Source organism: Allohahella marinimesophila (assembly GCF_039538005.1).
Classification (GTDB): Bacteria; Pseudomonadota; Gammaproteobacteria; order Pseudomonadales; family Oleiphilaceae; genus Allohahella; species Allohahella marinimesophila.
The window spans coordinates 61,163-83,468 of record NZ_BAABBO010000002.1 but is presented as its reverse complement, the minus strand read 5'-3'; the positions used below and the strand labels follow the sequence as shown (position 1 = coordinate 83,468).

16 protein-coding genes are annotated in these 22,306 nt (G+C 58.5%); 8 read left to right on the top strand and 8 right to left on the bottom strand.

Going from position 1 to position 22,306, the window contains the following annotated elements:
• Window positions 1–8: 8 nt before the first annotated feature.
• Genes ABD735_RS05105 through ptsP form a run of 3 tightly spaced genes read right to left on the bottom strand, consistent with a single transcriptional unit; the run spans window position 9 to window position 5,679 of the window.
• Window positions 9–1,778, bottom strand: a complete 1,770-nt coding sequence (locus ABD735_RS05105) for a PTS fructose-like transporter subunit IIB (RefSeq protein ID WP_344803987.1) — start codon at window positions 1,776–1,778, stop codon at window positions 9–11.
• A gap of 9 nt (window positions 1,779–1,787) precedes the next feature.
• Window positions 1,788–2,768 carry a 1-phosphofructokinase gene (pfkB, locus tag ABD735_RS05100; RefSeq protein WP_344803985.1) on the bottom strand — a complete coding sequence of 327 codons (981 nt, stop codon included), beginning with the start codon at window positions 2,766–2,768 and terminating at the stop codon, window positions 1,788–1,790.
• Entirely contained in the window at window positions 2,761–5,679 is a 2,919-nt protein-coding gene (ptsP, locus tag ABD735_RS05095) for a phosphoenolpyruvate--protein phosphotransferase (RefSeq protein ID WP_344803983.1), read from the bottom strand. The genes pfkB and ptsP overlap by 8 nt, the downstream gene beginning before the upstream one ends.
• 180 nt (window positions 5,680–5,859) lie before the next feature.
• On the opposite strand from ptsP, the gene ABD735_RS05090 reads away from it, so the two are divergent.
• Window positions 5,860–6,894 (top strand): LacI family DNA-binding transcriptional regulator, encoded by a 1,035-nt coding sequence (locus ABD735_RS05090; protein WP_344803981.1) that lies wholly within the window; start codon window positions 5,860–5,862, stop codon window positions 6,892–6,894.
• Between the two features lie 244 nt (window positions 6,895–7,138).
• A complete protein-coding gene (locus ABD735_RS05085) occupies window positions 7,139–8,020 on the top strand; it encodes a choice-of-anchor L family PEP-CTERM protein (RefSeq protein WP_344803979.1) in 882 nt (293 codons plus the stop codon).
• 53 nt (window positions 8,021–8,073) lie between these two features.
• Here the strand turns inward: ABD735_RS05085 and ABD735_RS05080 are convergent, their stop codons facing one another.
• The 5 genes from ABD735_RS05080 to ABD735_RS05060 all read right to left on the bottom strand — a co-directional run bounded on the left by ABD735_RS05080 (window position 8,074) and on the right by ABD735_RS05060 (window position 15,416).
• On the bottom strand, window positions 8,074–8,844 hold the full coding sequence (locus tag ABD735_RS05080) for a DUF1194 domain-containing protein (protein WP_344803977.1): 771 nt from the start codon (window positions 8,842–8,844) through the stop codon (window positions 8,074–8,076).
• Window positions 8,845–9,103: 259 nt separating this feature from the next.
• Window positions 9,104–9,901 (bottom strand): hypothetical protein, encoded by a 798-nt coding sequence (locus ABD735_RS05075; protein ID WP_344803975.1) that lies wholly within the window; start codon window positions 9,899–9,901, stop codon window positions 9,104–9,106.
• A 5-nt stretch (window positions 9,902–9,906) separates the two neighbouring features.
• On the bottom strand, window positions 9,907–10,950 hold the full coding sequence (locus ABD735_RS05070; RefSeq protein ID WP_344803973.1) for a M12 family metallo-peptidase: 1,044 nt from the start codon (window positions 10,948–10,950) through the stop codon (window positions 9,907–9,909).
• Window positions 10,951–11,153: 203 nt separating this feature from the next.
• On the bottom strand, window positions 11,154–12,173 hold the full coding sequence (locus ABD735_RS05065; protein WP_344803971.1) for a reprolysin-like metallopeptidase: 1,020 nt from the start codon (window positions 12,171–12,173) through the stop codon (window positions 11,154–11,156).
• Window positions 12,174–12,356: 183 nt separating this feature from the next.
• Window positions 12,357–15,416: a DEAD/DEAH box helicase gene (locus tag ABD735_RS05060; RefSeq protein WP_344803969.1), complete on the bottom strand. Its 3,060-nt coding sequence runs from the start codon at window positions 15,414–15,416 to the stop codon at window positions 12,357–12,359.
• A gap of 127 nt (window positions 15,417–15,543) precedes the next feature.
• On the opposite strand from ABD735_RS05060, the gene ABD735_RS05055 reads away from it, so the two are divergent.
• From ABD735_RS05055 to ABD735_RS05030, 6 genes are all read left to right on the top strand, one after another.
• On the top strand, window positions 15,544–16,248 hold the full coding sequence (locus ABD735_RS05055; RefSeq protein ID WP_344803967.1) for an SOS response-associated peptidase family protein: 705 nt from the start codon (window positions 15,544–15,546) through the stop codon (window positions 16,246–16,248).
• 79 nt (window positions 16,249–16,327) lie between these two features.
• Window positions 16,328–16,825, top strand: coding sequence for a nucleoside deaminase (locus ABD735_RS05050; protein ID WP_344803965.1), 498 nt, complete (start codon window positions 16,328–16,330; stop codon window positions 16,823–16,825).
• Window positions 16,826–16,888: 63 nt separating this feature from the next.
• Complete coding sequence (locus ABD735_RS05045) at window positions 16,889–18,343, top strand: amidase (RefSeq protein ID WP_344803963.1); 1,455 nt, start codon at window positions 16,889–16,891, stop codon at window positions 18,341–18,343.
• A gap of 212 nt (window positions 18,344–18,555) precedes the next feature.
• A complete protein-coding gene (locus ABD735_RS05040; RefSeq protein ID WP_344803961.1) occupies window positions 18,556–19,566 on the top strand; it encodes an ABC transporter ATP-binding protein in 1,011 nt (336 codons plus the stop codon).
• Window positions 19,563–20,606 carry an ATP-binding cassette domain-containing protein gene (locus tag ABD735_RS05035; RefSeq protein ID WP_344803959.1) on the top strand — a complete coding sequence of 348 codons (1,044 nt, stop codon included), beginning with the start codon at window positions 19,563–19,565 and terminating at the stop codon, window positions 20,604–20,606. The genes ABD735_RS05040 and ABD735_RS05035 overlap by 4 nt, the downstream gene beginning before the upstream one ends.
• Window positions 20,603–22,285, top strand: coding sequence for an ABC transporter substrate-binding protein (locus tag ABD735_RS05030; RefSeq protein ID WP_344803957.1), 1,683 nt, complete (start codon window positions 20,603–20,605; stop codon window positions 22,283–22,285). Before ABD735_RS05035 ends, ABD735_RS05030 begins: the two co-directional genes overlap by 4 nt.
• The last annotated feature ends 21 nt before the right edge of the window (window positions 22,286–22,306 follow it).

Genomic DNA, 22,306 nt, shown 5'->3' with positions numbered 1-22,306 from the left:
AGCCCGTTTCAGGCTGCTGCGGTAACAGGTGCGGACGACTTTGCCCTGAGCAGCAGGTACAGCAAGGCCGTGACCGTCGTGCCGGCAGCAATTGCTCCCAGGTAGAGCAATACTGGCGTTATGGCGTTGGGAATGAACAGCACGAAAATGCCGCCATGAGGGGCCATCAGCTTCGCGCCGACCAGCATGGACAGGGCGCCGGTCGTCGCGCCACCGACGATGCAGGCAGGAATGACCCTGATGGGATCTTTCGCTGCAAAAGGAATGGCGCCTTCGGAGATGAAGCACAGTCCCAGAACAAAGGCTGCCTTGCCCGCTTCCTGCTCTGTCTGATTGAACTGGCGTTTACGGATGAAGGTAGCCAGCCCGAGCCCCAGAGCCGGCACCATGCCCGCCGCCATGATAGCGGCCATTGGGGCGTAGGTCTGGCTGGCCAGCAGCCCGACCCCAAAGGTGTAGGCCGCCTTGTTGACCGGCCCGCCGAGATCGAAGCACATCATGGCGCCAAGGATAATGCCGAGCACAACGGCGTTAGTAGATCCCATGCTCTGCAGGAAGCCGGTGAGACTGGACATGACCGCCGCTACCGGCGTACCAACAACGTAAATCATGATCAGTCCGGTCGCCAGACTTGCCAGCAAGGGCACGATCAGGATGGGTTTGAGCGATTCGACCGACTTCGGCAGTCGAATATAGGTCACGAGGCTCTTGGCAATATAACCAGCGATGAAGCCAGCGAGTATGCCGCCAAGGAAACCTGCGCCAAGCGAGCTGGCCAGCATGCCACCAATCAGGCCAGGTGCGAGACCCGGCCGGTCAGCGATCGAAAAGGCAATATAGCCCGCCAGAACCGGAATCATCAGTGCGAACGCAGTTTCGCCGCCGATCATCATGAGTGCGGCTGGCAGGCTGCCTTCTTCCTTGAAGGCTTCGATGCCGAACACGAACGAGAGCGCGATGATCAGACCACCCGCGACGACCACCGGCAGCATGAAGGAGACGCCGGTCATCAGGTGCTTGTAGACACCCGCCTTTTCCTTGGCAGAATCCGGGGCTGCACCTGCTTCAGCGCTTTCGGTTCTGGCGCTGGTGAGCGCGGTATTGATGATGTCTTTAGGCTTCTTCAGTGCTGCGCCGGTACTACAGCGATATATCCTCTTCCCGGTGAAGCGCGTGGCATCCACCTCGATGTCGACGGCCAGAATGACCAGATCGGCATCGGCAATGTCTTCATCGGTGAGCGCATTGGCTGCGCCGACCGAGCCACGGGTCTCGACCTTGATACGATGGCCAAGCTCGGCACCTGCAGCCTGTAGCGCTTCAGCTGCCATGAAAGTGTGGGCTACGCCCGTGGGGCAGGCGGTCACAGCAACGATTTTTTTAGCTGTCTCGGCTTGGGTGCCGCCAGTAGACTTGGCAGTCGCCTGGGCGGCCGCGCCGACCGATGCCCCGGCAGTGCTTTGAGCCTGCTGAATGCTGGCTTCACGATCCGCCAGTTGCAGCCACTGCATGGGGTCGGTCAGGCAGGCCGCGACCCCGCCTCGAAATACGCGCTTGCCAACGAAACGCCCAAGGTCCACTTCGCCATCAGCTGCCAGGATGACCAGATCAGCAGCTGCAATCTGTTCGGCGCTGAAGGCCTGGAGTGGCTGGACACTGGAATGAATTTCAGTGGTGACGGCCCAATTCAGCTCAGCAGCAGCACTGGTCAGCGCAGTTGCGGCGAGATAGCAGCTGGTCAGGCCGGCTGGGCACTGCGTCAGAATCAATACGTTCATGAGGACACCTCAAAACGAAAATGGAAGTGGCTTCACAGTCACTTGTTGTTGTAGTTGTTTGAGTTCTGCCGGGCTGGTCGCGCCAACACCGATCTGGCTGACCGCCATGGCTGACAGCGCTGTGGCCAGTCGAAAAGTCTCTTCGAGTGGCAGCTGTTTCGAGAGCCCGTAGCTCAGCCCTGCCACCATGCTGTCGCCGGCACCGACGGTGCTGACAACTGTCACTTCTGGTGGGATCGCCTGCAATGACGCTTGCCGGTTATACCAACGCGCCCCACGCCCGCCATCCGACAGCACTACATGCTCGATGCCTTGCGCCAGCAGATCGCGAATCACTGCCTCCTGGTCCTGCTGCGTGATGAGTTCACGACCAGCTAGTTGCGACAGCTCTTGCACGTTGGGCTTGATGAGAAAAGGCGCGGCCTCGATCACGGCTTGCAGTGCTGCACCGCTGGTATCGACAATAACGCGATGCCTGCGTGTCTTGAGCTGCGACGTTAGCTCGGCATAAGTTCGCGGTTCGAGCCCCTGAGGCAGGCTGCCACTGAGCACGAAGAAGTCAGCGACATCATCGAGAGCACTCAGCTGCAGGCGCAGGCTCGTCATCGCAGCCTCAGACATCTTCAGACCTGGCGAATTGACATCCGTGATCCGGCCATCCTGCTCAGAGATCTTGACGTTGATGCGGGTGGCGCCGGTGGTGTAACTGAAATGGTTCTCCATCCGGAGCTCATCGAAGAGCGAATCAAAAGGCTGCCTGTTATCCAGGCCGAGAATACCGGTGACGCATACAGCCTGATCGAGCGCACGCAGGACCAGCGCAACGTTGATGCCCTTGCCAGCTGGCCGGAGATGTTCCTGCGAAGCCAGATTGACCTCTCCCGTCTGCAAGCGCTGGACCTGCAGCGTAAGGTCCAGTGCCGGATTCAGAGTGACTGTGACGATGGGCCGCCGCGTGCCCTTTGCCGAAGTTGACACTGCCTCAGACATGAGCGTGCTCCCTGGTCTGGGAAGCCGGGGCCAGTAGCTCGCGAACTGCCTCGCTGCTCTCTGCCACCAGAGCCCGTGCAGCCAGTGACCTGGCATCGGGGAGTGAAATCGTGCGCAGGCGCGCTTTGATTCGAGGAATTGCCCGGGCAGACATACTCAGCTCTCGTACCCCAAGCCCGGTGAGAATGGTGGCGCCCAGCGGATCCGATGCCAGCTCACCACAGACGCCAACCCAGATACCATGTCGGTCAGCAGCCTGAACGGTCAGATCGATGAGTTTCAGCACGGCAGGACTGATCGCATCTGCTTGACGAGATAACACAGGATGTCCACGATCGATCGCCAGGGTGTACTGCGTGAGATCGTTGGTGCCCACGGAAAAGAAGTCCAGCTCCGGCGCAAAGGCCTCTGCCATCAGGGCAGCCGACGGCACTTCGATCATGATGCCGAGTTCGATCTGAGCTTCTGGATAGCCAGCAGCGACCTCGCGATAGATCGCTCTGATCTGTCGCCACTCATTCAGATCGGTCACCATGGGAAACATGATTCTGAGCAGACGCCCATTGGCCGCTCGCAGCAGCGCATGCAACTGGCGTTTCAGGGTGTCCGGGTAGCGCAGTGACAGCCGGACGCCGCGAATGCCGAGAAAGGGGTTTTCCTCCTCGTCCATCGGCATATAGGGCAGGGGCTTGTCTCCGCCGATATCAAGGGTGCGGACTATGAGCGGGCGCTCAGAGCCGAGCTGATCCATGACGCTGGCATATTCCGCCTGCTGGGCTTCTATGGATGGCTCCTGCGCGTGCGCCATATAGATGAATTCGGAGCGGAACAGTCCGACACCCTCACAGCCAATTTCGATGGCTGCATTAACCGCTTTTGCAGCCGTCAGGTTAGCCATCACTTCTACCCGGTGGCCATCGGTGGTAATGGCTGGTTCGAGGCGCTGAGCATGCGCCTGCTCGTTCAGGCGCTGCTCATCGGCAATGACGAAACGGGCATGCGCCAGCGTCTCGTCGTCCGGTGCAATGATGACGGTGCGGGCCTCACAGTTGACGATGAGTGATGTTCCTTCTGTCACCGTCATCACGCGAGGGCCGCAGGCTACGAGCAAGGGGATGCCGAGCGAGCGAGCCAGGATGGCCGCATGGGAAGTAATACCGCCGGCCGCGCTCACGATGGCTTTCACCTTCGCCGGATCGCACTCGCTGATTTCGGTCGGTGTTATTTCCTCGCAGATGAGAATGTGCTCTTCATTCACCCTGGCCTGGGTGCCCTGACCCGTCAGCTCGCCGAGCACCTGATTGCCGACATCGCGAATATCGATGGCGCGCTCAGCCAGTAACAGCTCGGTACTCTGTTCCTGCGTTTCAGCGAGCGCCTCGAAGCTCTGCTGCCAGCCCCATTCGGCACTATCGCCGGTCTTGATGTGCTGCTCGGCGTCGCGACGAATTTCAGGGTCTTGCACCAGCTCCAGGTGCATGGCAATAATTTGCGCCAGGTCGGTGTTCGTGGTTCGCGCAAGCTTGTTCTGTAGTGCCCCAGACACCTGATCGATCGCATGCTGAAGACGTTCGAGCTCCCGCACTGCGGGCCCCTGCTGCCTGGCAAAGCTGAAGACCGTGTCCGTCATGACATGAGCCTGGCCTATCGCCACCCCTGGCGCGCCCTGCAACCCATGCAGGCTCTCACCGGCAGTCAGCGGCTCCAATGCAGGCTGCAACGTCTGAGCCAGATCCTCATCATGCTCTGGCAGCTGAATGACGGGGTCACCGAGGCCGCCAGCGATCGCCTCGCAGATGTTCGCCAGCGCGGCCTCGGCTTCAGGGCCATCCATGGTGAGGCGCAGTCGATCACCCAACCCGGCGCCCAGACTGATGAGTTTCGTGACGCTTTGAGCCGAGACTTCAGAGCCACTGCCATCGAGGTTCTCCACCCAGATCTGACTCTCATAGCCCTTCGCCAGTTTCGCGAGAATGGCAGCAGGTCGGGCATGAAGACCATGCGGCATGGCGAGCCGACAAACCACCTGCTGACCTTTGAGCTCAGTCGCCATGAGCAGTCGGACGACATCCGCGGCGCGAGAGGCTTTTGTCAGCTCATCGAGGGTATGCGACATCATCAAGTCGGCAAGCCGATCGAGCAGCGGGCGGTGATGTTCGCTTTGCGTGGCAATGGCAATCAGCATGTGCAGTCTTTCGCCAGAAAACTGCAGTGGTGTTTTCAGCTGCACGACGGCTGCCCCGCCATTCGCAGCGCCGGTCCTGAGTGTACTCAGCCAGACGCCGCCGCCAAGATGAAAGGGGTTGACCGACGGCAGCATCGCCAGCTCAGCCTGCGTCAGGCTCTTGTTCGTCCAGAGCAGGGCAGCAGCGATGCTCACCGCCTCCATGAAAGTACTGGCATCCGAACGCAGGCGGACCTGGTCTTTGGTGAGCAGAAAATCTCCGCCTGCAGTGCGCTCGCCGGCCAGTTCGCCAGTGAGCAACTGCCTCACCTCCTCGACATCCTCCGACGTGTGAAGGCGCTGGGCCAGGGCTTCATCACCGATCACATGTGTCAGCTGACGCAGAATGCTCAGGTGCTCGTCCGATTTGGCTGCAATGCCGATGGCGGTATGGACAATCTGCTGTGGCTCATCGCCACTGTCGCCCCACGCGATGCCCTCAGGAAAGCGAAACACCTTGATGCCGGTTTGCCTTACCAGGTCCCGCGTCTCGGTAGTGCCGTGAGGAATGGCGATACCATTGCCCAGATAGGTTGAGGTCTGTTGTTCGCGAGCCAGCATACCCTGCTCGTAGGCGGGGTCCACCAGGCCCGAAGCCACCATGGCGTCGGCGATCTGACGGATGACTGCCGCCTTGTCGCTGGCAGTAGCGTGTAGGCTGATATCTTTTGCGCTGAGCTTGAGCATTGTTGTTATCCCCATCGACAGAATCGACTCATGAGACAATATTAGCTAGCTGAATCGATAATGCTACGGATACTGAAACGGTTCAGCATAAAAAGCAAGTCTTTATATACTTCTGTTCAAAAATGTGGCTGAATCGATTATGCCCCATGTTCATCAGTTGTGTCTGAGGAGGCCCATGACGTGAAGCTCGAAGACATTGCCCGGTTGGCCGGTGTTTCCAAAGCCACAGTGAGTAGCGTCCTCAATGGTAAGGCCGAGAAATACCGCATCAGTGTGGATACGCAGCTGAAGGTCAGAGAAGTTGCGTTGAAGCACGGTTATCAGGCAAATCATTCCGCCGCAGCGCTCAGGCGAGGCAGCAGCCGTTCGATCGGCTTCATCATTCCCGATTTCGAAAACCGCAGCTATCTGCGCATCGCCAAATGCCTCGAACGGCTGGCGCGCGCTCAGGGCTATCAGCTCATCATCGCAAGCTCGGACGATGACGCCGACACAGAACTGGCGGCAGCCCGCATGATGGTGTCCCGTGGCATCGATGCCTTGCTGGTCTCTTCGTGCACGATCGATCCCGAGGACACCTATGCCGTCATCCAGCGAAAGGGTACGCCAGTCATCGCGCTCGATCGGCCCCTGAACGACAGCTTCTACAGTGTGACCAGCGACGACCGGCAGGGTGCCCTGGAACTCGTGCGGTCCATGGAACTAGACTCTCACCCCATCCGGGCCAAAGCCCTCGTTCTCATTGGCGCCATGCCGGAGATGAAGATCAGTCAGCTTCGCGAGCAAGGCTTCCGCGCCGCTGTGGCCGATATCCCGCAACTCACGGAGCACTGCTTCTATGGCACCCATTTCGACATGGCCTCGGGCAAAGCGGCGCTTGAGTCAGCCAGGTCTGAGCTTGGCCGCACACCGGATGCGATCGTCACGACCTCGTTCAGTCTGCTCGAAGGCGTGATGGAGGGCTTGCGCAGTGAAATGCAGGCAGCCTGGAGCAAGTCGGTATCGCCTGTTCGCCTGGCCACTTTCGGCAACAGTCGGCTGCTGGACTTTCTGCCCTTTCCGGTGAATTCACTCACTCAGCAACACGAAGCTATCGCAGAGGCCGCCTGGCAACTCGCGCAACGAGCGATTGACGACGACTCCACCCCCGAGAACGTGATGATCGACCGTGTGCTGCAGAATCGCTGGCGCACCTGGGCGACAGCTGCTCTATAGCCTTCAGGGCCGGCATCGTGTCATCCGACCGGGGCAGCTCGAAGCTGCCGCTGTCCGTCCCGCCCTCATAAAATTTCGTCACATCCCGTGAAAAGGTGGATGCCCCACTGAAAACTCGAGAAAAAAAATTCATGGGTCAGTCCTGGACGACTGTCCGTCAGATGACATTGAACAGTTAACGCTGATTCCGGGCGCAGCCAGACAGGCCGCTCTGACGACAACTCACTACACACAGGGAATACCTATGAACACCTCAGCAGCATTCAGTGCCACATTACTTTCAGCCGCCTTGGCCCTGGCCAGCAGTTCAGCGTCGGCACTCGTGATCACCGAAACCAGCAGTGGGCAGGCTCTGCTGGCCAGCATTCTAGGATCAGGCGTTAGCGCAGACAGCACCTCGGTTAACTATATCGGCGAAAGCGGTCAGGCAGCATTTTTCAGCGGCGGCTCATCCGCAGGTATCGGTATCGACAGCGGCATCCTGCTCACCAGTGGCAAGGCCAGCATTGCCACTGGTCCCAACAGTTCATCAGAGGCTGGCAAGCGATGGGGCAGTGCCGGGGATGCGGATCTGGATGCCCTGGTGAGCGGCGAAACCCGTGATGCGAATGTGCTGGAGTTCGATTTCACGAGCACGGGTGGCGATCTCTTCTTCAACTATGTATTCGCGTCGGATGAATATAACGAGTATGTCGACACTCAATTCAATGACGTATTCGCCTTCTATGTCGATGGCATCAACATCGCGCTGATCGGAGACGATCCGGTCTCTGTGAATACGGTAAACTGCGGGAATACCGGCACGGCAAGCGGCATGAACTGTGGACTTTTCAACAATAACGATGGGCTGGGTAGTTCAGCGGCTTTCGACATCGAATACGACGGCTTCACCGACGTGTTCACTGCGTCAATTACAGGTCTGACGGCCGGCACGCACTCAATGAAACTGGCTATTGCGGATCGCAGCGACGGCTATCTGGATTCTGGTGTGTTTATTCAGGCGAATTCGTTTTCAGATGCACCGACACCGCCGACCACTGGCACCGAAGTTCCGGTCCCTGGCTCACTGGCTCTGATTGGTGTAGGTCTGGCAGGATTGCTGGCTCGCCGAAGCAGGGCCAGCTAAACACCGGGTCGCTGCCACGCGGAAGGCCCGCTGGCAGCTTTAGGTGAGAGTCACTACTTTGTTGCGCGACGGCGTCTCGATAGTGCGAATAATCCGAGGCCACCAGCCAGCAGGGGCAGGGTGGCACCGACAGGCACCTGGGGTCCGCCGATTTCCGTGGCCAGCTTTGCTGAGATGGCCGTGCCGAAATCGTTGAAATCATTAGCTGCCAGCGTGAAGCTGTCGATACCGTACTGCACATTGTCGGCATAATACGCAATCAGATCCGGATCCGCGCCAATGGTAATGGCGTTGATCACGTCATATCCGGCTGCTACTGCTGCATCTCTACCTTCCGTACCTTCCAGCCCGCTCTTGCGTGGGCCATCGCTGGACACATCCATGATCTGGCGATCGGACTCGAAGTTGTTCGCATTGATGTTGTTCGCATAGGTGGCCGCATAATTCAGCGCGGTCTGTGGGGCAGTGCCATCATCGAACGGTCTCACGATCGAGTCGAGTATGTCGGCGAAATCATTGACCGTGGAGGCATACACCTGGGTCCAGGGCAGGACTTCTACCTGCTGTTCCGGGCTGGCCCACATGATCATGTTGACCGCAATCGAGTTGGTATCGTTAGAATCGATAGCGGCCTGAACATCTGCGCTGCGGAAGGCATCGGCGTAGCCCTGGAGCTGAAGGTCATACTCTTCAGAATCGATACTGCCAGAAACATCGACGAGAAGACTCAGTTCCAGTCCGACTGGTATGGCGTGGGCTGGTATCGCTGTCATGAGTGCACCAAACATGGTGCCGGTGAGGAGTAGCTTGCGAGAGGGTTTCATAGCAAAAACCTGTTTATGTAGGTTTCGTTCAAGGCCCGTGAGAGCCCGCCTGGTATTTACTGGTCGGCGATGAAAACTGCATAAATTAATCGCTGGTCTACGAGAGACTGGTACGGCAAGAATGCTGAAACGGGACGTAAGCGTCTATCGTTCTTTCGGCTGAATTTTCAAACCGAACTGTGTGAACTGAATGTAGGGTACGCTGCACCCTACAGGAAGGATCGTAACATGCAGCCCCGGATGTTCTCCATCATAAGCGCTAGTGAGAGGCTCGGGATTCCGCGATGTCCGGCACAGGGATTGGCAGGGGTTCTTCCTCCCCCTTGAACAGGGTGCCGGTAGTGACGACCCAGCCAGCGTCGCCACGGGCTTCAATGGTATACGGCGCATCGGGGGTGAAAATGCCGGCATAGGTCACGCCGTCGCTCTGCGTGATCATCACCTGATTTTCCTCATTGAAGTCCTGCAGGTGCCCGCGCCAGGTGATGCTCCCGTCGCGATGATCCTCGACCTCGTCAACCACCATCTGGTAGATGCTATTGGCCTGTTCGATGGGAATTTCCATGGTATCGCCCGGCATGAGCGTCTCGACTTTGAGCGCATTGAAGCGAATGAACGTGCGGCCGTCGTAACGGTCTTCATCCGGAAGATCCATCTGCTCGGCGACGCTGTCATCCGACTGCCAGGCTGCTGGTTGCCGGATCGCCGCCAGCACCTGGTCCGGTTTGAAAGACTGGTGTTCGCGCCGGGCGTGCATCTCGGTGAGGCGGGACTCGAGGGTGGGATAGTCAGGGTTGTCGCCAAGCTCGAGTTCCTCGGGATCCAGCGGTGTCGATGGCTGGAGCCCCCTACCAGGCGACGAACCGGTTGAAGACTGATCTGCGGCCGCAGCGCCCCTGTTCATGCTGGCCCCAGGCACAGCAGACTGCTGTGCGGGGTCCAACACTGGCTCGGCCAGTGAGTTGGGCGTCGACTCATTGACTACCAGAAATACCGTGACAGCGGCAGCCGTGACGAAGGCTACCGCCAAAGCGGAAATGATGAGCCTGTGCTTCATGATCACTAGATATTCCGCCGAACAACAATGGATGAGGCGGTGTCATTTATACCGCGGGGGAAGCCGGCATTGTCACTGGTGTAGGTCGTACGCGTGCCAGTGAAATTGTAATGCTGGTAGACATCCACTGCCCAGCCGGAGGGGACCTTGACCGACGACAGATCGTCATTCTTCATGCCTCGAGCGATCAGGTCCTGCATATTGTAACGACCCTCAGGCAGCGACAGCGAGTAACCGCTGTAGTTGTAGTGCTGGTACACCCGAGCCTCGGCTCCGCCTGGCGGGTTTGTGGGCGTGGTAGGTGTCGTCTTTGCCGCTCGGAAGCCAGCGATTTCGTCACGAATGTTGTTGATGGCTTTGGCAGCATCCGCCTGCAATGCCTGACCTTCGGGAACACCACAGGGGACGCCCGAGCAGCTGATTCTGGGGGTGGAGAATTTCGCCACGCCTCGCGCGCCACCGTATACCCATGGATAGCTCATGATGGTACCGAACAGGCCATCAACGCCATGGCCGAGACCATATCTGTATCGAGAACCGCCGGTGTCACCCTGACGACGGGAGTGCGTGAGGCCCATATTGTGGCCCATCTCGTGCGCCAGCGTAACAGCGCCGCACTTTGGTCCAGTCACGCTGAAAGCCCAGTCTGGATGCACGCCGACCCAGGCAACACCGCAGCCACCATGGCGGTGGATCTGGGCGACATAGTCGGCACCAACTTCATCCCGCTTGGCGCGTATCGCGCCTGTGGAGCCAGGTGATACCGGCGGCGTGATGTTGCGCAGGACTTCACTCATGTTCGCACCGGCAGGATTGTGCAGCATGGTGCCGACCAGGCGCACCTGCAGGTCGATCTGGCTGTTCTGATAGAAGGTATTGACCTGGTCGACGAGATTCCGGATCGCTGTATTAGGCTCGCCAAAATGGTTTCGTGACTCGTTGTCGTAGAGTACGAGCAGATCCAGTGTTGCAGCCTGTGCGGTGCAAGGCAGTGTGACGAAGCCAAGGGCAGCAAGCGTGTATTTCAGTCGTCTTGTCCGGTTACGCATTCTGATGATCCATTTTTCTGGTTGTAGGTGCCTGGGCCAGGGCAGTGCGGCCCAGAACGGCGGTCAACCACTAGTGACGGGACACTATCGACCGGGAGAGTCGGGATTGTAAGGAGGGGTCGGAGCCTTGCCCTCGTCGGATTGGACGACAAGACACCTGCCAGGTCCTGGGCTGTGACCGTCATCACACACCGTGAAGACATTCAGAAGTCGCGCCGTACCACGATGGCCGAGGTGGTGTCGTTTACGAACCATGGAAACGCGAACCTGTTGCTGGTGTAGGAGCTGCGCATGCCCGAAAAATCGTGGTGCTCGTACAGGTCGATCGCCCAGCCATCAGGCACCCTGACTGAGGAGAGGTCATCGTTCTGCATGCCTCTTTCAATCAGGTCCTGCATATCGTAGCGACCTTCGGGCAGGGCAATGGAATAGCCGTGGTAGGCGATGTGTTGGAAGACCTCGACTTTCACATCATCGTGCTTCGATGGCAGGAAGTTGGAGACCTCATCGCGAACCTGATTCAGGGCCCGGGCCGCATCGGCCTGCTGAGGCTCGCCTTCAGGGACGCCGCAGGGAACGCCTGAACAGCTCAACCTGGGATTGGAGAACTTCGCCACTGCGGGCGCGCCGCCGAACATCCAGGGGTAGGTCATCACGGTGCCAAACAGTCCATCGACGCCATGGCCGAGACCATACTCGAAGCGGGTGCCACTGGTATCGCCCTGCAGACGGGAGTGATTCAGGCCCATGGTATGGCCGATTTCGTGAGCAAGGGTAACGGCGCCACAGTCCGGCCCGGTCACACTGAAGGCCCATTCACGAGCCACCGCCACCCAGGCAATGCCACAACTACCCTGACCATGTATCTGCGCGACGTAATCAGCGCCGGTCTCCTCGCGTTTAGCCCTGATCTCCACTGTCGTATCTGGAGAAATACTGGGCGTAATGGCATGTAGCACTGCTGCCATGTCCGAGCCTGGCGCGTTGTTCAGCAAGGTGCCGACCAGGCGAAGTTGAATGTCGACGTCGCTATTTCTATATATGGTATTGACCTGGTCGACCAGATTGCGGATGCCTGTGTTCGGGCTGCCGTTGAAGTACTCGCTGGTATCGCTGTCGAAAAGCACGAGCAGATCGACGGTCGCTGCCTGTAGCGTGCACGGCAATATCGCCAGACCCAGCGCGCTCAAGCCACACTGCAATCTTCCATTCCCTGTTTGCATGATGAATATCCATTTCTATGTTATTGAAGTTCGGCATCAGGGCGCCCGGCCTGCGATCCAGCTATGAGGGCGCCCTTCTGGGTGGAGTGTATGGGGAAGATGTCTTCACGGCCTCAGCTGATTGGCCAGCAAGGCCCTGAAAGGTCTCGGATTGTGACGGCAGTCACAGGCGGTCAGCTCCGATCAGGCGGGCTCGAGCACTGCCGGCGCCATGACTTCCAGCGTACTCAAAAGGGATCGTAGCCGCCCTGACGGTGTGCCCGGCTGGTCAACACCAAACCCGTCCGGATCGCCAAATACAAGAAAGACATCGCGAGCGCGTGAAACGGCTACGTTGAGCATATTGGGGCTGGCGTCATAGAACTTGCCCGAGTCTTCATCCCCCTGGGCATAGACGCTGGAGAACAGCACCATGGTGCGTTCGGCGCCCTGAAAGGCATGAACGGTTCCGACTGTCAGCGGCGGCAGGCCATGCTGCTTCAGTGCCTGCCGAATCCGGTCGGCCTGCTTCGAGAATGGCGTAATAATGCCAAGCTGGGTCAACAGAATGTCGCTCTCCGATGCTTCTGCGAAGGCCCCTGCATCCGATGATCTCATATGCGCCACGATCTGCGCCTTATTCTCGGCGATCCACTGCGCAATGGCAGCGGCTTCCTGCTCATTTACACGGCTGCCGCCAGCAGATCTGGAGCGTCCGCTGACCGGGAAGAGGCCGAGCTGTGGCCAAGGCCCAGCCTTGGCTCGGTCACCGCGCAGTGGCTCCATCACGCCCTGATACACCAGATCGTTACAATAGCTGATGATCGAATCATGGCAACGGCGATGTTCGGTCAGGTAAAGGCCTCGCTGCAGATTCTCGAACTGGTGGAAGCGACTCTGCCGCTGCGCCACTGTCATGACATTGCCACCGCTGGCCATCAGCCCTGACTTCAGCCAGAACTCCTCATGGTCCGTCTCGTCACGGAGCAGTTCGAAGCGCTTGAGGTTGGCGTGGTCGATACCCACCGGCACATTCCAGACAGGCTCGATCTGATCAGTATCGCCAACTACCAGCGCCTGCTTCGCCAGGGCAAAACTCGCTGCAGCCACCTCAGGCAGGGCCTGGCCAGCCTCATCGACGATCAGCAGGTCGATCTCGCCGAAGAGCGGAATATCCTTCCATAGCGCATCGGTTTTCTCGAAGGCGGTGAAGAAGGTTGGCACCATATAGAAGGTGGAAACAAAACACGGTGTCAGCTTGGCGTAGCGACGCCACTTCCGTAGCGTCTTCGCTGGTGATTTCCGGTCGGCATCCTTCGAGTCGACGAAGCTCCGGGTCTCTTCCAGCCAGCGCGCTTCCCAATAGTGGGTCGCCAGTTTGAAGGCGGTGAAGCGGAGGCTGCAATCCAGAATGTCTTCAAGGCGCTCACGAAGTGACTCGAGGTGCTGTTCGCTGTGGTCCTGGTCAGCGAATGCGTCTGGCTGATGCCTTAGTATCCACTCATCCAGCTGATGCTTCTGCTCGAAATACTGTTGTGAGAAGCGCTGAATGCGTTCGATCTGTGCCACGGCGAGAATGCTGTTTTTCTTTACGTCGGCAATGGCTGCGCGATAGTAACGCTCGACATCGAGGTCACTCCAGCTGTCGAGACTGATCAGCCACTCGTTAAGTTGGCGGGCATTATCGAGCGCGTTCTTGCGTGCGACGAAGGGCACCCAGGACAGTAATTTGTTCCAATAGGAGCGGTCGCGCCAGGCGCGATGAAAAGTGTCCAGCTGATCGAGCAGATCATCTTCATTCGCTTCAAGATCAGCAATGCTCTTGCGAATCTGATCGAGACTGGCCAGTAGGGCCGCTTTACTGCCAAACAGCTCGTTGAGTTCGGACTCGAGCGTCTGCACGCGGTCGACCAGGTCATAGCCCTTCCTCATTTCGGCTTCGGTAAGCTGCAAGGCATCGAGCAATAGCGAGCGGGCATCCCCTACGGTGGATACGCCCTGTTCGTGCCAGGCCGAAACCTTCTCCAGGAAAGCGGGCTCAGCCTGGTCGAGATACTGCGCAGTCTGCATGGCAGCCATCAGGCCTTCGCCCTTTGGGCCATGATAAGCAAAGGTATTTCGCTCATTAGCCAGCGCAGACGAGCAGCAATACAGACCATAGGTCTTGAGCTCTGGGAGCCAACGCCCCTGCAGCTTATCGTCGAAACCAGTGTCGTTGACTCGTGCGAAGCTGTCGAGAATATTGGTGACCGCCTGATTGTTATTGGAAGCGGCCACGATGATGGGGGGTTCCTGTTCCCGAAGCGCGCTGGTCACGAACAGGTTGGCCACGACTGAACGGAGGAGGGTCGTCTTGCCTGTGCCAGGTGGGCCATTGATGGCGAGCAGTTCACCTTCGCCGCCATTCGCAATCTGATGATGCAGCGCAATTCGCTGCTTCGGAGAGAGAGGGAACGCTCGCGTCATCTGGCCAAGATGCGCAGAGGCGGCTTCCCGGTGCTGCGCCGTATCCATGAGCGCCTGGACTGGCTGTGACTCACGGCTGATGAAGCGGCGATAGAGCGCACCTGGCGATTCGCCATCTTCTATTTTTTCGAGCACCTTCACCATGCGGTCCCTGGCGCCGCTGACGGGTGGCTCGAGCAGCAGCATGGCCTGTTTTGATCCGACGTAGTCTTCGTGCAGCTGTTCCTGAAAGTCGATGCCGGTCACCGCTGTGATCATCCCTTCGGCGTAATCCACCAGATCCTGCCAACACTCAACCGCTTGGAAACTGGTGCTGGAGAGATACTCGTCGAGTGCTGCAAATTCGCCCAGGGGTGTGTTCTGCCCTCCATTGGGAGAGAGCCAGAGCCGTGGGATCCATGGTGGCGTCTTCCCTGGGGTGAGCTCGCCGTCGCGATTCAGTTCGACGAATACGAGCAGCGGCATGAGCACTGCCCGCTTATAGCTGTTGCGTCGCCCACCCCTGGACTGCAGCAGATCCACCCGGGGGAACATCACGATACTCACCGACTCGGGGCGCTTGCCGCCAACAGACTGTTTATCGAACACATCGAACACTACGGATGCCGTATCATCATCCAGCCATCCGGTATGCCAGGCAATCTGATCAACTGCCAGCAGCCCCGCCTTGACCACGGGTTCATTACCCCTGGCAGCCACGCCCCAGGCCTGGAGAATCTGCGCATCCTCTGGGCACAGGCGCTCTGCGTCGAGCAGTGACTGGCGGAAGTAGCGGGTCATTCCCTGGAGTTCGTCCATGATGTTCATGTCCTTGTTATAATGCCCTGGTAGGCTGGCCTGGCGGGGATTGGCGAATCATAAGGGATAGGCCGTACAGAAGCGATAGGCAGCCACCCTCTCGGCAGTGGCAAACAAGGAGCGCAAGATGTGTGGATATGTTCAGAGAGCACTTGAAACCGCAGAGCTCGAGCGCCTGTTGGAAAAAATCGGGCTCGAGGAACTGACGGGGGACCTGTTCAGCCACAGCCCGGACCAGGTTGAACACTTCTATCCGGCCTTCGGTGGCAATCCCAATCGCAAGATCCGCAACCTGATTATCCAGCACGAGGGCAAGCCCCGGCTGGTCGATGCCACCTGGTGGTTCGACTGCACGGCCGTGGGTGATGAGCTGCGCGTCGGCAAGCGAACGTCTTTCAATGCCCGCAATCTCGATTCCCCGTTCTGGAAGGGCGCGCTTCGACATCACCGCGGCCTCGTCGCGGCTACTGGCATCGGAGAGTCCAAGGTGATCGATGGCAAGAAGCACCAGTTCCTGATGATCGGCAACGAGCCCTTCCTGCTTGGTGCGCTATACCGACCATTTTCTAACGGCCATTTCAGCTGCGCCGTCATCACCCGTGACGCCCACCTGAAAATGGAGCCTTACCACGACAAGGCCTTTCCTTTGTTCATTCCAGCGACGAAGGATTTCGTGCAGCTCTGGCTCGACGATACGGTAATGCAGAGCGAGGTCATCGACGAACTGCTCGCACATCCGAAATTGACGGCAACGCTGCAGGTTGAAGAGGTGAAGACCTTCAAGCGGGGTTCGGTCAGCGCTCTCGCCACGGTACTGGAGGCTGACGAATGAACGAGCCGGGTGGTGGCACGAGACCTGCTAGCTCTTCTGTCGGCCTCGATTCGAGAGTCGTCATGCAGGAGAAGTCAGGATGTACGAACAGCGTTTCATGGATCGCGTCATCGAACTGAGTCGCGAAGCCGTTGAAAGACCCGGCACGCAACCTTTTGGTGCGCTTGTCGTTCGCGATGGTGAGGTCGTCGGCGAGGGCCTGAATCATGCGCTGGCCCATAACGACCCCACGGCCCACGGCGAAGTGGAGGCCATCCGGAACGCTTGCCAGCGTCTTCAACAACCGCGGCTCGACGGCTGTGTGATGTATGCCATAGGCGAGCCATGCCCCATGTGTACCGTCGCGCTCAGGCTGGCTGGCATTGCTCATCTGTATTACGGCGCCACCCATGCCGATGCCTCCGAGGCATTCGCACCGCTGGCTGATACAGCTTTCAGAGACATTGGCGTAGAAGGGCTGCGGGTAGAAGCTGGTAAGCCTATCGAAGAGCGAGTGCTGCCGGCGAGTCAGCATGATCGGCAGGCTTGCGCTGAGGTCTACAACGAGTGGGCCGGTCATCAGGCATCGCAATCATGAGCCAGCGTCCCGGAGTGCGGGTAGGCCTGCCAATCATCGATGGTGTCACCGCGGTACAAAAAGATGGTTGAGTCAGCGGACAACAGACTCGTCGGGCGCGTCTTTGATGAGAGCGACTACACCACCTGGTCTGCTATTGCGATTGCTACAGCCGTGAAGGCCGGGCGTGTTCGCCCTCGGGAACTCGTGGCGCATTTCATACAGCGCCTGGAGCAGGTCAACCCCCTTGTGAATGCCGTCATAGCCTGGTCAGCAGACGCTATCTATGAGCAGGCCGAAGCGCTCGAAGCGCGACTAGCCGGCAAGAACCTCGCGGCGATGCCACTGGCCGGAGTGCCCGTTCTGGTGAAAGATAATATCTGGGTGGAAGGCTGGGAGGTCACACAGGGTTCTCAGCTTCTCCTCGGTGTCGTGGCCCCGAAAGATGCGCTCGTGGTTGCGCGTCTTCGGGCGAGCGGTGCCATCATTCTGGGCCTGACCAATTGCCCGGAATTTGCCTGTCGAAGTATTACAACCAACTCGGTCTATGGCACGACGAGAAATCCCTGGGCGCTCACTCATACACCTGGCGGGTCATCGGGTGGCTCTGCCAGCGCGGTGGCGGCCGGGCTAGCCCCACTCGCGCTCGGCACGGATGCAGGTGGATCCATTCGCCGCCCAGCCGCCCATACCGGCATCATCGGGATGATGCCCGCAGCCGGCACGGTGCCATTTTCCGACAGCTTTCCAGAGCTGCCCCTGGTGATGAATTCCATGGGTATATTCGCCCGCACCCTTGCAGATACACGGCTGGCACTCGAGACCATGAGAGGCCTGCCGGTGGACCTTGATGGTCCGATCACAAACCCTGCCGAAGGCAGTGGCAGAGGGGCAGGCCCGCTTCGCATAGGCTATTGCCAGAATCTGGGAATGATCGGTGGGCTGGAGCCGGATGTCGAAAACGCCGTCAGGACAGCATTGAATCGGCTGTTGGCGCAGGGCAGTGTCGTGATGACCGAGACAGCGCCTGACTGGATGAGCAACTACTCCGAGTCCGGTATAGCCGTACTCGAACAGACTGGACTGGCGCTGCTTTTCGGCGAGGACCACCTGGACAATCCGGGTCTCATCGATGCTGATGTAGCTAAACAGATCGACAGCGGACTGAATGCCAGTGGCCTTGATGTTGCCCGCGCACTGGTCCTGCGTGAGTCTCTCACCAGCCAATTCAACAGCGCCTTTCAGAACTTTGACCTGCTGGTCACGCCAACCACACCCTGTACCGCCTGGCCCTTGAGCGAAGACTGGCCAAGACAAATTGCGGGCCGTTCAGCGAGCCCGAGGGACCACGCCAGATTTACCTGGTTCGTCAATCAGGTCGGGGCCGCGGCCTGCTCTATGCCCTGCGGCTTTGATGCCGAGGGTTTGCCGATCGGCCTTCAGGTTATTGCACCGGCCCACGCCGAAGCAGATTTGCTGGCGCTCGCAGAGATGCTGGAAGCTGATTACGCCCTACATTTGCCCGCTACTGGTGCGTAGCCAGTTCTTCTGCACCGATCAAGGGCATCTGCGCAAGATCTAACGCCATTATAAGTTCCCGAAAGCGAAAGCATTGCCCCGTAAGCCGCTAATTTTCTCACAGTTGATGGAACTGGCACGCGAGATGCTTTGATCAGACTGAAGCGCAACGGCCCGCCAGGGCCTTAAGAGGTTGGCGTGCCGGTTCTGTCAAACAGCATAGCGGGTACGGCATGTCTCTCGAACCATCGCTTACTATTTCCGGACTACAGGTCTGTTTCGACACCCCTGCAGGTAAGGTCAGAGCTCTCGACGACGTCAGTTTCAGTGTCGGTCAGGGCGAAATTGTCGCCATCGTCGGTGAGTCCGGTTCCGGCAAGAGCGTGACCGCGCTGTCGATTCTCAAACTCATCGATATGCCCCCTGGTCGCTTCGAAGGCGGCGAAATCCGTCTTGCCGATCATGACATTCTCAGCATGTCCGAACATGAGCTGGTGAAGATTCGTGGGAGCGCGGCGGCCATGCTGTTCCAGAATCCACGGGGCAGCCTCGACCCTTCGTTCACTATACAGTCCACCATCGAAGAAACACTCGCCAGGCATCAGCCTGAGCTGTCCTCCACCGACGTGGCGAACTTCGTCGAACAATGTCTTCGCCAGGTCGGCTTCCACGACTGGCAGCGGGTAGCCGCGAGTTACCCCCATCAGCTCAGTGGCGGCATGTGTCAGCGAGTCGCCATGGCGGTCGCGCTCGCCTGCAAGCCCCGGCTGCTCATTGCCGACGAACCGACTACAGCCCTGGACGTCGGCGTGCAGGCGAAGGTGCTGTATCAGCTCCGCATGCTCAATCGCGAACAGGGACTGCCGATCATTCTCATTACTCACGACTTCGGCGTCGTTCGAGCCATCGGACAGCGTGTCATCGTCATGTATGCCGGGCAGATCCAGGAGGAGGGCAGCGTCGATGAGGTGCTTAAAAAGCCAATGCACCCCTATACACAGGCGCTTATCCGTTCGGTACCCGAGGGCGCTGTCTCAGGTGAGGTGCTGTACCAGATTCCTGGTACGCCACCTGACCTGATTGATCCTCCACCGGCCTGCCGTTTTGCCGATCGTTGTGAAGCTGTCATGAGTGTGTGCCGCAGAGTTGCCCCGCAAGTGACTACGGTGGCGGAGGGCAGGCGTGTTCGTTGTCACCTGTACGAACAGCCTGAAACAGCTAACGAAATGGAGAGTGTCCAGTGAAGCGTGCCATCTCGAAAAGACACTTATTGTCAGTGCGAAATATCAGCAAGCGTTTCGTCACCAGCACTGGTCTGATCCGTCGAAAGATCATCGCTGCCACGCAGGCCGTCGACAATGTCAGTTTCGATCTGCATGTGGGCGAAACTGTTGGTCTGGTGGGAGGGTCGGGCTCTGGTAAGTCGACCCTCGCCAGAATCATTCTCCGTCTCATCGAGGCTGACAGTGGCGAGGTGTGGTTTGACGGTGAGCCGATTACCAGCCTCGCGCCGGATCGGATGCGTCTGTTTCGCAAGGATTTTCAGGTAGTGTTTCAGGATCCGCTTCATTCGCTCAACCCGCGGCGGACCGTGGCTGAAAACATCATGCGCCCCCTGCTGAACTTCGGTACGGCGCGGGCGGCAGCTCGTCTGCGCGCCGAATCCCTGATGGTGACGGTTGGCCTCAATCCAGCCACTATCGATCGCTATCCCCATGAATTCAGTGGGGGTCAGTGCCAGCGAATCGCCATCGCCAGAGCGCTGGCGCTCAAGCCAAGACTGCTGATTCTGGATGAGCCGGTCTCGGCGCTCGATGTCTCGGTGCAGGCCCAGATACTTAACCTGCTGAAGTCGCTGCAGGCTGAATTCAACATGACCTATCTCTTCGTGTCGCACGACCTTGGTCTGGTGCGATGGATGTGCGACCGCACGTTGGTGATGTATCGGGGCAAGTTGCTGGAAACCGGCAACAGTGACGTTGTCCATGACCAGCCGGCACACCCGTTTACCAGGGATTTTATCGCCACTGTCCTTACCATGTCGGGCGATGCCAAGTGGGCCGATGTCGCTGCTCGTCTGGACGACGCTGAAACCCCTGCTGAAGTCGACGAGCATGGCTGCATCTATGCCCCGGTGTGTTCAGAGTGCAGGCCGGTTTGCCGACGAAAACCGCCTGTGCTTCGACACTTGCCAACGGGTCAGGCCGTGGCCTGCCATCTCTACGAACATACATCGGAAAACAGCGCCTGGATTCACCAGCGCGCAGCAGGAGTTGTTTCATGAAGCAGACACAAAAGACCTCAAACGACCTGAAAGGAGACATGCCCATGCGTCCAGACAAGCCACTCGGGTGGACACGCAGACTATTTTCAGCCAGTGCACTGTCGCTGGCCCTTGGCAGCAGCGTGGGTCTTGCGACCCTTAGCCATGACACCCAGGCCGCATCTGCGAGAGACAATACCGTCGCCATCGCCATCGAGGCCAATATGGCCAGACTCGACCCGCATGCTTCGACCACCTGGAATACATTCAGGGTGTTGATGCACATTTTCGAAGGTTTCGTCGCTGAAGATCTGACCATCAAGGATGTCGAGCAGCCGCCAATCGTGCCTGCACTTGCAGAATCCTGGAAAATTTCGGAAGACGGCCTGACGTATACCTTCAATCTTCGCAAGGGCGTCAAGTTTCACGACGGCACAGCGTTCAACGCTGAGGCCGTGAAATTCAACATGGACCGCATGCTCGACAAGGATTTCAAATACTACCAGGCAGTGGCCGCAGGCCTGATGCGGTGGATGTGGCAGGACCTCGACAGCTACAAGGTCATCGACGAGCACACCTTCGAGATCAAGCTGAAATCGCCAAACTCCGAGTTTCTGCGCAGGCTCGCCATGGGCGGCTCAGGTACACCGCGTTTCATCAGTCCTGCCTCGATAGAGAAAGGGGGCAATGACAGTGTAGAAACCAATCCTATTGGTACCGGGCCGTTCAAGTTCGAAAAGCGAACCGTTGGCGAGGCGACCACGCTGCTCGCCAACAAGGACTATTGGGACGCCGAGCGACTACCTGAGATCGAGCGTCTCATCTTCCGTCCAATTTCGGAAGTGGCCACACGCGAGCTGGCACTGATGAGCGGAGAAGTCGACATGATCTCGTCGCCATCTCCTGACTCCATCGACCGCCTCAAGGCGCAGGGTCTGAAGATCGAGAGCAGCCCGGTATCTACGCTGTACATGATGTGGGTGAACATGAAGGAGAAACCCCTGCAGGATGTGCGCGTTCGTCAGGCTATCTGCATGGCGCTCGATCGGGAGGGCATGGCGAAGTTCCATCGCAATGGCTACGCCCAGCCAGCCTACAGTGTGCTCAACTTCGGTGGGCCCGGTTACGACCCAGGCTTCAGGGACTGTCAGTACGATCCTGAAAAGGCAAAAGCACTGCTCGCTGAAGCAGGCTATCCCGATGGCTTCAAGACCAGGATGGACTGGACCATGGGCGGTGGCGGTGACGTCAACACCGTAGGCGATGCGGAATGGATTCAGCGCAACCTATCCAAAATCGGCATCGAAGCCAGCATCGAGAGTTTCGACAACGGCACCTATTGGGACATGCTCGGCAGTGGTATTCGCGAAGGCACTGGATTCATGTCGGTCTCCTGGGGCGAGACAAGCTTTTTCTGGCTCGATCAGGTCATCGCCAGTGATGCCATCCCACCCAATGGTTTCAACGCCGGCTACTACGACAATCCGAAGATAGACGAGTTACTGGCACAGGCCCGTTCGGCAAAGAATGAGGACGCCATGGTCGAGCATCTGCATGAGATTCAGCAGACCATCGCCGACGATATGGCCTTCATTCCCTACTACACGCCAATCGCGATCTATGCCATGCGACCCAACGTGTCCGGCTTCGTGCTCGCCCCGCAGCACTGGCACGACTATACCGGCCTGAAGAAGAACTAAGGCGTTTCAAAGCAGGAGGGA